Origin of the sequence: Actinomadura sediminis, assembly GCF_042675525.1 — a bacterium.
Lineage (GTDB): Bacteria > Actinomycetota > Actinomycetes > Streptosporangiales > Streptosporangiaceae > Spirillospora > Spirillospora sediminis.
The window spans coordinates 116,861-129,867 of record NZ_JBHTJA010000009.1; the positions used below are offsets into that span (position 1 = coordinate 116,861).

The 13,007-nt window shown below is 74.5% G+C and carries 11 protein-coding genes and 1 pseudogene; 8 read left to right on the forward strand and 4 right to left on the reverse strand.

Annotated features, from left to right (window positions below; genetic code table 11):
- Positions 1-138 precede the first annotated feature (138 nt).
- From ACFQ11_RS07835 to ACFQ11_RS07845, 3 genes are all read left to right on the forward strand, one after another.
- Positions 139-798, forward strand: coding sequence for a hypothetical protein (locus ACFQ11_RS07835; protein ID WP_378297257.1), 660 nt, complete (start codon positions 139-141; stop codon positions 796-798).
- Positions 799-1,109: 311 nt separating this feature from the next.
- On the forward strand, positions 1,110-1,232 hold the full coding sequence (locus tag ACFQ11_RS07840) for a hypothetical protein (RefSeq protein ID WP_378297258.1): 123 nt from the start codon (positions 1,110-1,112) through the stop codon (positions 1,230-1,232).
- Positions 1,233-1,336: 104 nt separating this feature from the next.
- Complete coding sequence (locus tag ACFQ11_RS07845) at positions 1,337-1,996, forward strand: septal ring lytic transglycosylase RlpA family protein (RefSeq protein WP_378297260.1); 660 nt, start codon at positions 1,337-1,339, stop codon at positions 1,994-1,996.
- On the opposite strand, the gene ACFQ11_RS07850 is transcribed toward ACFQ11_RS07845, so the two are convergent.
- A complete protein-coding gene (locus ACFQ11_RS07850; protein ID WP_378297261.1) occupies positions 1,993-2,910 on the reverse strand; it encodes a hypothetical protein in 918 nt (305 codons plus the stop codon). The two genes, ACFQ11_RS07845 and ACFQ11_RS07850, sit on opposite strands and share 4 nt — an antisense overlap.
- Before the next feature lie 283 nt (positions 2,911-3,193).
- On the opposite strand from ACFQ11_RS07850, the gene ACFQ11_RS07855 reads away from it, so the two are divergent.
- Complete coding sequence (locus ACFQ11_RS07855; RefSeq protein ID WP_378297262.1) at positions 3,194-3,556, forward strand: YkvA family protein; 363 nt, start codon at positions 3,194-3,196, stop codon at positions 3,554-3,556.
- 58 nt (positions 3,557-3,614) lie between these two features.
- On the opposite strand, the gene ACFQ11_RS07860 is transcribed toward ACFQ11_RS07855, so the two are convergent.
- Entirely contained in the window at positions 3,615-4,397 is a 783-nt protein-coding gene (locus tag ACFQ11_RS07860) for an IclR family transcriptional regulator (RefSeq protein ID WP_378297263.1), read from the reverse strand.
- A 142-nt stretch (positions 4,398-4,539) separates the two neighbouring features.
- Between ACFQ11_RS07860 and ACFQ11_RS07865 the strand changes: the two genes are divergently transcribed.
- The 4 genes from ACFQ11_RS07865 (at position 4,540) to ACFQ11_RS07880 (ending at position 11,237) form a co-directional block, all read left to right on the forward strand.
- Complete coding sequence (locus ACFQ11_RS07865) at positions 4,540-6,108, forward strand: hypothetical protein (protein ID WP_378297265.1); 1,569 nt, start codon at positions 4,540-4,542, stop codon at positions 6,106-6,108.
- 117 nt (positions 6,109-6,225) lie between these two features.
- A complete protein-coding gene (locus ACFQ11_RS07870; protein ID WP_378297266.1) occupies positions 6,226-6,453 on the forward strand; it encodes a TFIIB-type zinc ribbon-containing protein in 228 nt (75 codons plus the stop codon).
- Between the two features lie 234 nt (positions 6,454-6,687).
- Positions 6,688-8,484, forward strand: coding sequence for a fatty acyl-AMP ligase (locus ACFQ11_RS07875; RefSeq protein ID WP_378297267.1), 1,797 nt, complete (start codon positions 6,688-6,690; stop codon positions 8,482-8,484).
- Between the two features lie 26 nt (positions 8,485-8,510).
- Entirely contained in the window at positions 8,511-11,237 is a 2,727-nt protein-coding gene (locus tag ACFQ11_RS07880; RefSeq protein ID WP_378297268.1) for an MMPL family transporter, read from the forward strand.
- 5 nt (positions 11,238-11,242) lie between these two features.
- Here ACFQ11_RS07880 and ACFQ11_RS07885 read toward each other — a convergent pair whose 3' ends face one another.
- Positions 11,243-12,472, reverse strand: coding sequence for a glycosyltransferase (locus ACFQ11_RS07885; RefSeq protein ID WP_378297269.1), 1,230 nt, complete (start codon positions 12,470-12,472; stop codon positions 11,243-11,245).
- Between the two features lie 10 nt (positions 12,473-12,482).
- Positions 12,483-13,007: pseudogene (locus tag ACFQ11_RS07890) on the reverse strand (hypothetical protein); the annotation flags it as partial.

The window sequence follows — 13,007 nt, forward strand, 5'->3', positions numbered from 1 at the left end:
TTATTGTCTTCCCCAACTCGTCGCCGCATTTCCGCGCGGCGCCTCCCGGGTGTACTAGCGTGCCCGCTTGACGGTGCGCCGCACCAGCGGACGCACGCACGTGCAGGGTCGAGAATCCGACAATTCCCGGGGGGAACAATGAACCGGTCCGCCAAAGGGCTGCTGCGCACCTTCGTCTTCGCGCCGGTGCTCGCGGCGTCCGCCGTCCTCGCCTCGCCCGCGTCCGCGCAGACGGGCCCGGCGACCGCGCTGCTCTACCGGACGGCGGCGGAGGCCGCCCCGGTGGCGTACGCGGTGCCCGAACCCGTCGGCTCGACGGCCGGGCAGGCCGCCGCCCTGGGGACCGGCGCCGTCGACGGGGTGCTCGGCGGCGCCCAGGGGGCCGCGCCCGACCTCGGCGCCGCGGGCCTGCGGTCGTCCCACCGGACGGCGCCCGGCCCGGCGGCGGGCGAGCCCGCGGCGGAGACGCCGGTGCGGATCGGCGGCCCGCTGGGGCTGTTCGAACGGCTCGGCAAGAGCGCCGCCCACATCGAGGACAGCAAGATCGGCGAGCTGGCCGGCGGCCGGGCGGCCCCGGCGGGACGCGACGCCGCGCGGCCCGCGCCGCCCCCCGGGAAGCAGCACCACGCCCCGACCACCGAGGAGGACATCGTCGGCCAGACCAACGAGGTCGTCACGCGGCTCGACCGCGACCTCGGGCTCACCGAGGGCAAGGTCGTCGAGGTGCTGAAGGCGGACGACGGCGCGGCGCGGGGGCCGTCCGGCACGGCGAAGCCGCCGGTGCGCGGCCTCCGCTGAATCCGGAGCACGCGACGGGCGGGGCGTTCCACGGAACGTTCCGCCCGTCCGTTATAGGGCCGAGATCGTCCCGTCCATGCGGAGTAAAGACGATCTTGAAATGGGGTCACCCCGCGAAGTTGATCGACTTCCGAGGGGCAAAGTGCGGGTGACAAAGCCCACAAACATCGGCGTTCGGTCTTGATCTAGGCGAGATCCGACGTACGGTCTTGAACTTGTGCGGCGCCATCGAGATCCAAAGTGAAAAGAGTGACGCGCCGGACCTGTGCGACGGTGACCGGGGACCTGCCCGGCACGGTGTCGCGGGACCGGTGAACTCGCACCGCCGCACGTACCGGACGCCACAACGGCCGGCGGCCGTCGAGAACGGCGCGGGCGCGGGCGTGCAGCGGCACGCGGAAGGCGCGGAGATCGGGGACGTGGACGTCGCCTGAACGCGCCGGAGGACGGCGGAGCGAACCGCCGGGCGTCCGGGGTCCTGTCCCCGAACAAAGGATTGTCCGTGCGTGGCAAGCGTGCTCGTGTACGCATACCTCAGGTGCGCATCCGCACCCTTCTGATCATCTCCGGGGCGGCCGTGGCCGTCCTCACGGCGGGCGCGTTCGCGTTCGTCAAGACCGGCGCCGCGGCGGGCGCGGCCCAGGCGGCACACGGATTGCCGCAGGCCGAACCGTCCGCATCATCGGAACCGTCGGCATCACCCGCACCGTCCGCGCCGCCCGGCGAGCAGAGCCCGGGCGCGAGCCCGTCGCCGAGCGCCGAGCCGACGGAGCCGCGGCCGGACGAGCCGAAGCGGGACGATGAACCCGACTCGGTCGCGGCGCGGATCGCGCCGCCGAAGCCGAAGAAGACCGAGAAGTCCAGGCCGGACGGCTCGGGCGGGTCGGGGGGTTCGGGAGAGAAGGTCCTCGACTCCGGCTCGTGCAAGGCGTCCTTCTACAGCGAGGGCCAGATGACGGCCAGCGGCGAACGCTTCGACCCGAGCGAGCTGACGGCGGCGCACAAGACGCTCCCGTTCGGCTCCAAGGTCCGCGTGACCAACAAGAGCAACGGCGAATCCGTCGTCGTGCGCATCAACGACCGCGGCCCGTACGCGGGCGGCCGTTGCCTCGACCTGTCCAGGGCGGCGATGAAGAAGATCGGCGGGACCTCCGCCGGCGTCGTCTCCGTCCGCTACGAGGTCCTGTCGCGCGGCTAGTTCAGGCCGCTCGCGGCCGTGTGCCGCTCCCGTTCCACCCCGTCGCCCCGGGCGTCGCCGGACTCCGCGTCCGCGCCGTCCGGGGCGTCGGTCACGGCGAGCCGGTCGCGGAACCAGTCCGACAGGACGCCGTCCACCCGGACGGCCTCGGTGATCGGCGGGCGCGCCTCGGTGCCGGGCTCGGCGGCGAGCGCGTGCCCCATCCGGAACGAGACCGTCTCCACCGCCGCTCCGTGCCGCTGCAGCGCGTCCCGCAGCCCGGTCAGTTCCCCGGACGGGACGACGCGGTCCTTCGCGCCGCCGACCAGCAGCAGTTCCGCGTCCCGCGCCGCGATGTCGCCCGCGAGGGAGCCGAGGTCGAGCCGTTCGGCGAGCGCGACGGACGCGTCCGTCCACGACCGGTCGCGGCCCGCGCGCTTCTCCACGGCCCGCGCCGCCCGGGACGGCGCGACGACCGGCGCGACCGCCGCGGCCGCACCGACCGGGACGTCGCCGCGCGCCACCGCGAGCAGCGCCGCCGCGCCGCCGGTGCTGAACCCCGCGAGCGCGACCGGCCCGTCCGGGACCGCGAGGTCGCGGCGCAGCCCGTCCACGGCCTCCGGCAGCCGCCCCGCCGCCTGCTCGACCGCCGCCCCGTAGAGCTCGATGCCGGACTCGTCGAGGACCGCCGCGCTGCCCAGCCCGCCGGGGAGCTGCGCGGGCAGGTCCAGGTACGCGCGCCACACCGGCACGCCCGTCAGCGGGATCGACGCGGCCAGCGCCTCCGCCGTCCGCGGCGGGTCGAACCCCGGCCAGAGCACCATCAGCCGGACCGGACCGGACGCCACGGCGTCCACGGCGGTCGGCGGCAGTGCGACGTAGCGGCAGCCCGCGACGGTGCCGTGCACGGGCCGGTTCGGACGATCGCCGCTCATCTGCGTCAGCTCCCTGCGGTGCTCGGCGGGCGGTGCCGGCGCGTCGGTGGGGAGTCGGCGCACCTCCCGTGATCCCATGCTCGCAGCGGGTGGCCGGGCGTGCGGCCGAATTACCCGACTTTGACCTCCAGGGTGATGAACACCTCACCAGCGGTCACGGACATCGGGTGAGGCCCGGGTCACACCGGATCCGGGGGAACAAAACCGTCAGACACCACGTCATAGGTAAACGCGGGCGCCGCGGGGGCGCGCCCGCACCACGAACCCATCCGAGGGAGCGCCAGTGGACGGAAAGCGTCGTGCGGCCGCCGCCGGCCAGGCCTGGCAGATCTACAGCGAGACGCTCGACCCGCAGGCCCCGGGCCTCTGGGAGCGCACCCGCGCCGTCCCGCGGATGATCAAGGCCGTGCTCCGCGGCGACTACAAGGGCATGTCCTACGGGACGCTCGGGCTGCTCGCGCTCGGCGTCGTCTACATCCTGTCGCCGATCGACGCGATCCCCGAGATCCTGCTCGGCATCGGCCTCATCGACGACGCGGGCGTCGCGCTCTGGCTCGCCGCGTCCCTCGTCAAGGCCGCGGGCGACTACGTCGCGTGGGAACGCGGCGGCCGCCCCCGCGTCGTCGTCGGCGAACCCGTCGACTGACGGCGGGGCCGCGGCCGCCGCGTCCCGCACCGGCCCGGCTCGTCAGGGCGCCCGGAGATCAGGGCGCCGGGGCGCCCAGCTCCCGCGCGAACCGCGCGGCGGCGTCCAGCATGATCGGCACGACCTCCGGCACGGTCTCGCGCGTCAGCCTCCCGGACGGCCCCGACACCGACAGCGCGGTCGGCGCGGGCGCCCCCAGCAGCGGCACCGCGACGCACCGCACGCCGATCTCCTGCTCCTCGTCGTCCAGCGCGTAGCCCCGCTCCCGCACCTTCGCGAGCTCCAGCACCAGCGCGTCCGCGTCGGTGAACGTGTTCGGCGTCCGCGCCGGCATGCCCGTCCGCCCCAGGACCTCCCGCACCCGCCGCTCCGGAAGCTGCGACAGCAGCGCCTTCCCGACGCCCGTGCAGTGCGGCAGCACCCGCCGCCCCACCTCGGTGAACATCCGCATCGAGTGCCGCGACGGCACCTGCGCGACGTACACGGCCTCGTCCCCCTCCAGGACCGCCATGTTCGCCGTCTCCCCGACCTCGTCCACCAGCCGCGACAGCACCGGCCCCGCCCACGAGCCCAGCAGCCGGCCCGCGCCCTCCCCGAGCCGGATCAGCCGCGGCCCCAGCGCGTACCGCTTCGACGGCTCCTGGCGCACGTACCCGCGGTTGACGAGCGTCCGCATCAGCCGGTAGATCGTCGGCATCGGCAGCCCGGACACCTCGGTCAGCTCCGACAGCGCCATCTCGCCGCCCGCGTCCGCCAGATGCTCCAGCAGCTCGAAAGCGCGCTCCAGCGACCGCACGGACTCCGCCACCCGGTGCCTCCTCTCCCTCGCGAACCCGCCCATCCTACGGAAACCTGCTTTCGCCTTGCGAAAGATGATCCTGGACGGGAGTGAAGCACGGTACTCCTGGCAATAAACCTCTACGCCCGGCGCCGTGCCGCCGACCCCCCCGACAGCCGACAGGAACGAGCGAGAAGGGGAACCGGTGGGGCGGATCAGGACGCGCTGGATCGCGCTCATGGCGGGCACCGCGCTGCCGCTGGCGCTCGCCGTCCCGGCCGCCCGCGCGGTCCCGGACGTCCGCCTGCACACCGAGGTCACCGTGCACGGCGGCGAGGCCCTCGGCCACCACTACGCGATGACCTACACCGTCCGCGTCCACGCCACCGGCGGCACCGCGCACCGCGCCGCCCTCCGCCTCACCGCCGACGGGCCCGCCTTCTGGTCCCCCCTCGACTGGAAGTGCGAGACGGCCGGCCTGCGGGAACTCCGCTGCCCCCTCGGCGCCCTGGACCAGCGCCCCCGGGCCCGCCGCGCGGGCCTGCACATCCCCGTCGCGTCCGTCCGGGACCGCATCGACGTCCGCGTCGTCGCCACCGCCGAGAACGCCCGCGCCGACGTCGCCCGAACCGTCCTCGCCCTGACCCCCGACTGCACCCCCGCACCGCACGCCCCGTCCGCGTCCGGGGACGGATGCGACCCTCTGGAGCTTCCCCGTCCCAAGGGCGAGACCCCCGACGACGCGGCGTCGGACGGCCCGGCGGCGGAACCCGACGGCTCCGGCGGCGGACCACCGACCGGCGGCCCGACCGGCGGCCCGACCGGCGGCCCGACCGGCGATGACGCGACGCCCGGCGGTGACGCGACACCGAGCGGCGCCCCGTCCGGACACGACGGGACGAACGACGATGCGCCCGGCGAGGAGCCCCCGGGAGGCGGGGACGGCGGCGGTCCGTCCGGTGCGGAGCCAGGCGGGGGCGCGGACGGGCCGGACGGCTCGGACGGCTCGGACGGCTCGGACGGCGATGGCTCCTCGGGGCCCGGACCGGGGGGCGAGCCGGGGGACGCGGGGGATACCGGGACGCCCGGCGGTGACGCGACGCCGAACGCGAGCCCGTCCGGTACGGGGGCCGGTGGGGGCGAGGGCGATGCGGGCGGTCCGCCCACCGGGAGCGGCTCCGGCGGCGGGTCGAGCGGCGGCGGCTCCGGGAGCGGGACGCCCTCGGGGGGCGGGTCCGGGCACGGTGCGTCGGGGGGCGAGTCCGGGAGCGGCTCCGGTGGAGGGCCGGCCGGGCAAGGTCCCCCGGGCGGCGGGGACGCCGCGCCGGGTGCGGGCTCGGGCGATGGGCCGGGCGCCGGGGCGTCGGAGCACGGTTCCTCCGGCGGCGGGTCCGGCGGCGGGTCCGGTGATGCGGCGTCCGGTGGCGGGGCGGCCGCAGGTGAGGACGTGCCTTCGGCGGCCGGGGCGCCCAGCGGCGGCGACCATCCGGGGGAGCCGGGGGCGGCGGCGCCCGGGGAGCTGCCGGTGCTGCCGCCGCCGTCGGTGACGCCCACGGCGCCGATCGTGCTGCCGCCGCCGAACGCTCCGGCGGCCGAGGCGGAAGAGATGACGCTGCTGTCGCCGACGGCGCTGGGGCGGGGGGACGGCCGGGACTGGGCGGTCGTGCTCGGCATCGCGGCGATCGCGGAGCTGGCGCTGGTGTGGGCGGCGGCGTGCGTGGGGGTCTGGCGGCGGCGGACGGCGTGGGTGCGGGTGGTCCGGGCGGGCGGGTGACCGGGGGGGTTCCCGCGATGAACCCGGTCGTGCCAAACCGGTGGGGGCGTCATAAGCTGGCCCGCTGACGGCCAACACCGTCTTAACGGACAGGGGATCCGGATGTCAGAAGCGACGATGCAGTGCCCGAAGTGCGCGACGAGGCTCGACACCCACGAACGTCACGGGGTCGTGATCGAGGAATGCCCGGGATGCCAGGGCGTTTTCCTCGACCGCGGCGAACTCGAGCAGTTGATCGACGCCGAAAGCCGTTACCTGGCGGAACTGCCGGACGGGGTCAACCCGGACACGACGTACCAGGGGCGGCATCGCCGGGGGATCATGGAGCAGATCTTCGCGCGGTGATCGATGTGCCGGGCACGGTGGGTGACCAGGCGTTCCCGTTTGTCATGGCCGTGACAAACGGGGCGGTCTCCAATGTGCCCGGCGGCTAATATCGCGCGGTGCCTACCATCGGGTAGCTTCACGATCATTCGCCGGTAGCCGGACGCCCCGCAGCGCGGCCGTCCGGGCCCACCCCCTCGCGGGCGGAGCCCGTCTCGAGCGGCCCGCCCGGTCCGTCCCCCCGGGAGATGATCCATGGCACTGGGCTCGCTGCTCCCCGAACTCCTGCCCGGCGGCGCCGGGCGCACCCCGCTGATCGAGCGGCTCGCGAGGTGGGCGAGAGAGAAGCCGGACGCCCCCGCCTTCACGTTCGTGGACTACTCGCTGGACCCGTCCGGCGTCCACATCACCTACGACTGGGCCGAGACGGACCGGCGGGCGCGCGCGCTGGCGGTGCGCCTGCGGCAGGTGGCGCAGCCGGGCGATCGGGCGGCGCTGCTGTTGCCGCAGACGCTCGACTACATGATGACGATGCTCGGGGCGCTGTACGGGCACGTGGTGGCGGTGCCGCTGTTCTCACCCGACCTTCCCGGCCACGCGGACCGGCTGATCGGCGCGTACACCGACGCCGAACCCGCGGTGATCGTCACGACGCGGAACGCGCTGCCGCACGTGGAGAAGTTCCTCGCCGACCACGACGTCCCGCAGCCGAAGGAGATCGTGTTCGCCGAGGAGGTCGATCCGGCGCTGGGCGAGAGCTGGACGGACGAGCCGTTCGCCTTCGACGATCTCGCGTACCTGCAGTACACGTCGGGTTCGACCCGGCGGCCCGCGGGCGTGGAGATCACGCACGGGAACGTGACGGCGAACGCGATCCAGCTGTGGTCGGGGTGGGCGCCGGAGAAGCCGGACCCGGAGCTGGTGAGCTGGCTGCCGCTGTTCCACGACATGGGCCTGATCGCGACGATGGCGCTGCCGCTGGTGCGGGGCGACCACGCGATCTACACCGACCCGGTGTCGTTCATCATGAACCCGCTGCGCTGGATGCAGCTGATCGCCGGACGGCCCGGCAAGAACGTGTACACGGCGGGCCCGAACTTCGCGTACGAGTACGTGGCGACGTCCGCGACGCCGGAGAAGATCGCGGGGCTGGACCTGTCGGGGCTGACGACGTGCCTGAACGGCGCGGAGCCGATCCGGACGTCCACGCTGTCGACGTTCGCGGACGCGCTGGCGCCCGCGGGCCTGCGGCCGGGCGCGCAGGCGCCCGGGTACGGGCTCGCGGAGGCGACGGTGTTCGTGACGGCGGCGGCGGACGACGCGCCGCCGAAGACGATCGCGGTCGACCGGGCCGCGCTGACCGCCGGTGAGCTGCGGCTGGACGACCGGGGGCCGGAGCGGACGAGCACGCTCGTCTCGTGCGGGCGCCCGTCCGGGCAGCTCGTCGCGATCGTGGACCCGGAGACGCGGCTGGAGCAGCCGGACGGGCGGGTCGGGGAGATCTGGGTGCACGGCCCGAACACCGCGCCGGGCTACTGGCGGAACTCCGAACGCAGCCAGGACACGTTCGGCGGCGAGCTGGCCGAGCCGGGCGCGCTGCCGGCGGGGCCGTGGATGAAGACCGGCGACTACGGCGTGGTCCACGAGGGCGAGCTGTACGTGACGGGCCGCATCAAGGACCTGATCATCGTGGACGGCCGCAACCACTACCCGCAGGACATCGAGGTCACGGCGCAGGAGGCGCACCGGGCCGTCCGTCCGGACCATGTCGCGGCGTTCGCGCTGACGGGCGCGGACACCGAGCGGCTGGTGATCGTCGCCGAGCGGAACCGGCGGGTGCCGCTGGGGCGGCTCGACCTCGAGGAGGTGGAGGCGGCGGTGCGCGCGGCGGTGAACGTCGAGCACGAGATGAGCGTCCACGATTTCGTGCTGATCGAGCCGGGCGGCGTGTCGCGGACGTCCAGCGGCAAGATCGCGCGCGCGGCGACCAGGCAGCGCTACCTTGACGGCGTGCTCCCGACGACCGCGGCGAAGCTCGCGTCGCGGAAGTAACGGGTCACCTCGACACAAGGAGGACCATGCTCGCGGGGCTGGGGCGGCTCATCCACCGGCGGCGCTGGCTCAGCCTCGTCCTGATCGTGCTGCTCACCGGCGTCGCGGGCGCCTGGGGCATCGGCGTCCTCGGCAAGTTCAAGGAGGGCGGCTTCGAGGACCCGGACGCGTCCTCGACGCTCGTCGCGAAACTCGGCGCGACGTACTTCGGCAGCACGAACCCCGACGTGATCGTCCTGTACTCCAGCGACACCATGACGGTGGACGACCCGGAGTACATGGCGAGCGTGGTGACGACGGTCGCGCGCCTGCCGAAGGAGCAGGTCGGGGAGATCATCTCCTACTGGGCGGTGAACGGTAAGGCGGCCGAGTCGTTCGCGTCGCGGGACAAGCGCAGCACGTTCGTCGCCGTGAAGCTGGCGGGCGACACCGGCGCCGAGAAGCTCGAGAACTACGAGCTGATCAAGGAGCGGCTGGCCGCGCCGGGCCTGGACGCGCAGCTCGGCGGCAGCGTCCCGCTGGGCCAGGAGTTCGGCTCGCAGGTCGTCTCCGACATCGTCCGCGCCGAGACGATCACCGCGGGGCCGCTGATCATCCTGCTGGTCATCCTGTTCGGCGCGCTCGTCGCCGCGATGCTGCCGATCGGCGTCGCCCTGTTCTCGATGATCGGCGGCTTCGCCGTCCTGCACGCGGTGACGTACGTGACGGACGTGACGTCGTTCGCGCTGGAAGTCGTCACGATGATGGGCGTCGGCCTCGGCATCGACTACTCGCTGTTCATCATCAGCCGGTTCCGTGAAGAACTCGGGCGCGGGATGGCGGGAAACGACATCCCGCCGGGCAAACCGTGGAAGAGGGAAAAGGACCGGCGCGCGCGCAGAGCCGCCAAGAAGGAGTACAAGCGGAACCTGCGTCCGATCCGGGAGGCGGCCCTCGTCACGACGATGGCCACGGCCGGTCGCACCATCATGGTGTCGGGCGTGACGGTGTCCGCGGCGCTCGCCGGGCTGCTGCTGTTCCCGCAGATGTTCCTGCGGACGATCGGCCTCGCCGGCATCGCGACCGTCATGGTCGCGGTGTTCGGCGCGACCGTCCTGCTCCCGACCCTGCTGGCGCTGCTCGGCACGCGCGTCGAGGGCGGCCGGATGCCGTGGCGGCGCCCGTCGGCGAAGCGTGCGCAGCGCGACCCGGCCAGTGGTTTCTGGTTCCGCCTCGGGCACAGCGTCATGAAGCACCCGCTGCCCTACTTCGCGGTGGTGCTCGCCATCCTCGCCGTGATGTTCCAGCCGTTCCTGAACGTCCAGTTCGGCAGCATCGACGCGCGCGTCCTGCCGAAGGAGAGCGCGACCCGCTCGGTCGTCGAGACGATCAAGGCGGAGTTCCCGAACGGGTCCGCCGAGCCGATCGACGTCGTGGTGTCCGGCGACCTCATCCCCCGCAACTGGTCGCCGTCCGAGGGCGACGTGATCCCGCCCTACCTGGACGACTTCCGCAAGGAGCTCGGGGAGCTGCCGGGCGTCGTCGCCGCCGATTTCAGCGGCTACTCCGGCGAGTACGGGGGCGTGCGGATCTCCGTGACGCACGAGTACGAGCCGATGGAGGAGGAGGCGCAGGAGCTGGTCGAACTGATCCGCTCCATGCACCTGACCAAGGACGGCTACCCGATGCACATCGACGTCGGGGGCAGCACGGCCGCGCAGATGGACCTGATGGACAGCCTGATGGAGTCGCTGCCGAAGATGGCGCTCGTCGTCGGGCTGGCCACGTTCGTGCTGCTGTTCATGTTCTTCGGGTCGATCGTGCTGCCGCTGAAGGCGATCGTGATGAACGTCCTGTCGATCGGCGCGTCGTTCGGCGCGATCGTGTGGGGCTTCCAGTACGGGCATCTGGCCGGCCTGCTGGACTTCACCCCGACCGGCGGCGTCGAGGCGACCAGCATGATCCTCATCCTCGCGGTCGTGTTCGGCCTGTCGATGGACTACGAGGTCTTCCTGCTCAGCCGCATCCGCGAGGAGTGGGACCTCACCCACGACAACCGCACCGCCGTCGCGTCCGGCATGCAGCACACCGGGAGCATCATCACCAGCGCGGCGCTGCTGTTCCTCGTGGTGATCGGCGCGTTCGCGTTCGCCGGGATCACGGTCGTGAAGCTGATCGGCGTCGGCATGTTCGTCGCGGTCGTCGTGGACGCGCTGCTCGTGCGGTCGCTGCTCGTCCCGGCCACGATGCGGTTCATGGGCTCCGCGAACTGGTGGCTGCCGAAGCCGCTGCGGGGCCTGCACGCGAAGATGGACCTGCGGGAGAGCACCGGCGGCCCGCTCGCCGCTGGGCCCGTCGGCGTCGCCCCGCCGCTGCCGAAGGAGCAGCCCGTCCCGTACACGCTGCACTGGGAGAAGCCCGCCGCCCCGGCGAAACGCACCCGGAAGCCGGCCCGCCCCGCCCGCCCGAAGCCGCCCGCCCCGGGTGTCCCGTCCGCGCCGGGTGCCGGGCCTGTGCCGGGTGCCGGGCCCGTGCCGAGTGCGCCGCCCGTGCCGGGTGCCGGGCCCCGGGCCGGTGCCGTCCCGTCCACGGGCGCGGAGACCGGGAACGGGAACGGACGCGGTCCGGGGAACGGGGCCGGACGGACGGACGAGCGGGGCGCGCCCTGGGCGCCGTGGGCGGACGGGCCGCCGCAGCCGAGGCGTCCGCGGCCGCCGCGGGAACGGCGCGAGATCGTCCGGTCGCCCGACGGGACCGGGTGGACCTGGAAGTGAGCCCGTCAGCGCAGGAGCGGCTCTAGGGCTTCGTGCGCGCGCGCGAGGCCGTCCTCGGCGCGGATGCGGCGGCCGAGGCGGTCGGCGCGGTCGGCGATGTCCGGGTCCTCGACGGACGCGCGGATGCGGGCGGCCAGGCGCGGGACGGTGAGGCCCCGGAACGGCAGCGGGGACGGGCCCGCGCCGAGCGCCGCGACCCGCTCGCCCCAGTACGGCTGGTCGCCGAAGAACGGGCAGACGATCGTGGGCGCGCCCGCGCGCAGGCCCGCGGCCGTCGTGCCCGCGCCGCCGTGGTGGACGACGGCGGCCGTGCGGGGGAACAGCCACGAGTGCGGGACGTCGCGGACGGCGAACACGTGCTCGTCCGAGGTGTCCGGGTCGCCCTGGACGATCCCGCGGACGCCCGCGAGGCGCAGCGCCGTCCGGACGATCCGGTCGGTCATCGCGGCGTCCTTCGGGACCATGCTGCCGAAGCCGACGTAGACGGGCGGGGGCCCGTCGTCGAGGAAGTCGGCGAGGTCCTTCGGGGGCGTCCAGCCGGGCTCGTCGAGGAACCAGTACCCGGTCATGGCGAGGTTGCGCGGCCAGTCGCGGGGCCGGGGGACGACCGTCGAGCTGAAGCAGGCGAGGACCGGACGGCCGTCGGCCGTGTTGCGCAGCGGCAGCGGCGGCAGCCCGAGGCTCCGCTCGCGCCAAGGGTTGATGAACGGGCGCGACAGCAGCCACGCGAGCTGGTCGACGGCGTGGAAGCTCGCCCGGTTGCCGAGCGGGCCGAGCATGCGCGCCCGCGGGACGAACGGGTGCGGGAACGCGCCGGTGGCGCGGCTCGGCTGGAAGTGAATCAGCGCCCACGGGATGCCGAGGTGCTCGCCGATGTGCCGGGGGAGCGCCCCGAGCGTCGGCCCGAGCAGCAGGTCGGCGCCCTTGCAGGCGTCGAGGCATTCGGCGAGGAGCCGTTCGGCCAGCGGCCCGAGGATCCGCCGGAAGCCGCCGAGGAACTTCACCGGGTTGCGGCCCCCCGCGAGCAGTTCCTGCCCGGCGTCCGATTCGAGGATCTCGGCGGGGTCGGCGGTCAGCGGCGCGAAGCCGAGCCCGGCGCGGGCGGCGAGCGGCGCGTAGCGGGCGCTCGCGACGAGCGTGACGCCGTGGCCGTGCGCGCCGAGGGCGCGGCCGAGGGCGACGCAGGGCTGGACGTCGCCGCGCGACCCCGCGCCGAAGATCACGATGCTGCTCACGTGCGCCTCCTCACCAGGCGTCGTCGCGGGGGCCGGGCCGCGGCGCCGCGGGCGGCCCGGCCGGCGGGTCGTCGTCGGGGGTGTACGGCCGGTACCAGCCCTCGGGCGGCGGTGGCGGCGGGCGGCGGGCGTCCGCCGGGTCCGCGAGTCCGAGCGAGACGCCGTCCTGCACGGTGCCGGGCCGGTCGTACCAGACGTCGTCCGCCGGGACGGACGGGGCAGGGACGGACGGGGCCGGGGCCGCGGGCGGCGTGGGCGGTTCGGCGCTCGGCGGCGGCGGCCAGGCCGACGGCGCGGGCGCCGGCTCCTGCGGGCCGGGGGCCGGGCCGGGGTCGTCCCAGTCGTTCCACCAGTGGGGCCCGGGGGTGGGGTCGGGCATGCTCTCGTCCTTCCAGGGGGAGGCGAGCGGGGCGTGGGGTTCGGCGGCGCCGGACGGGACGTCGCGCGGTTCGGCGTGCGCGCGTGCCGCGGCTCCCGCGGCTCCCGCGACGGCGCGGTCGACGGCCGGGTCGTCCAGGGCGGGGTCGCCGGCGCC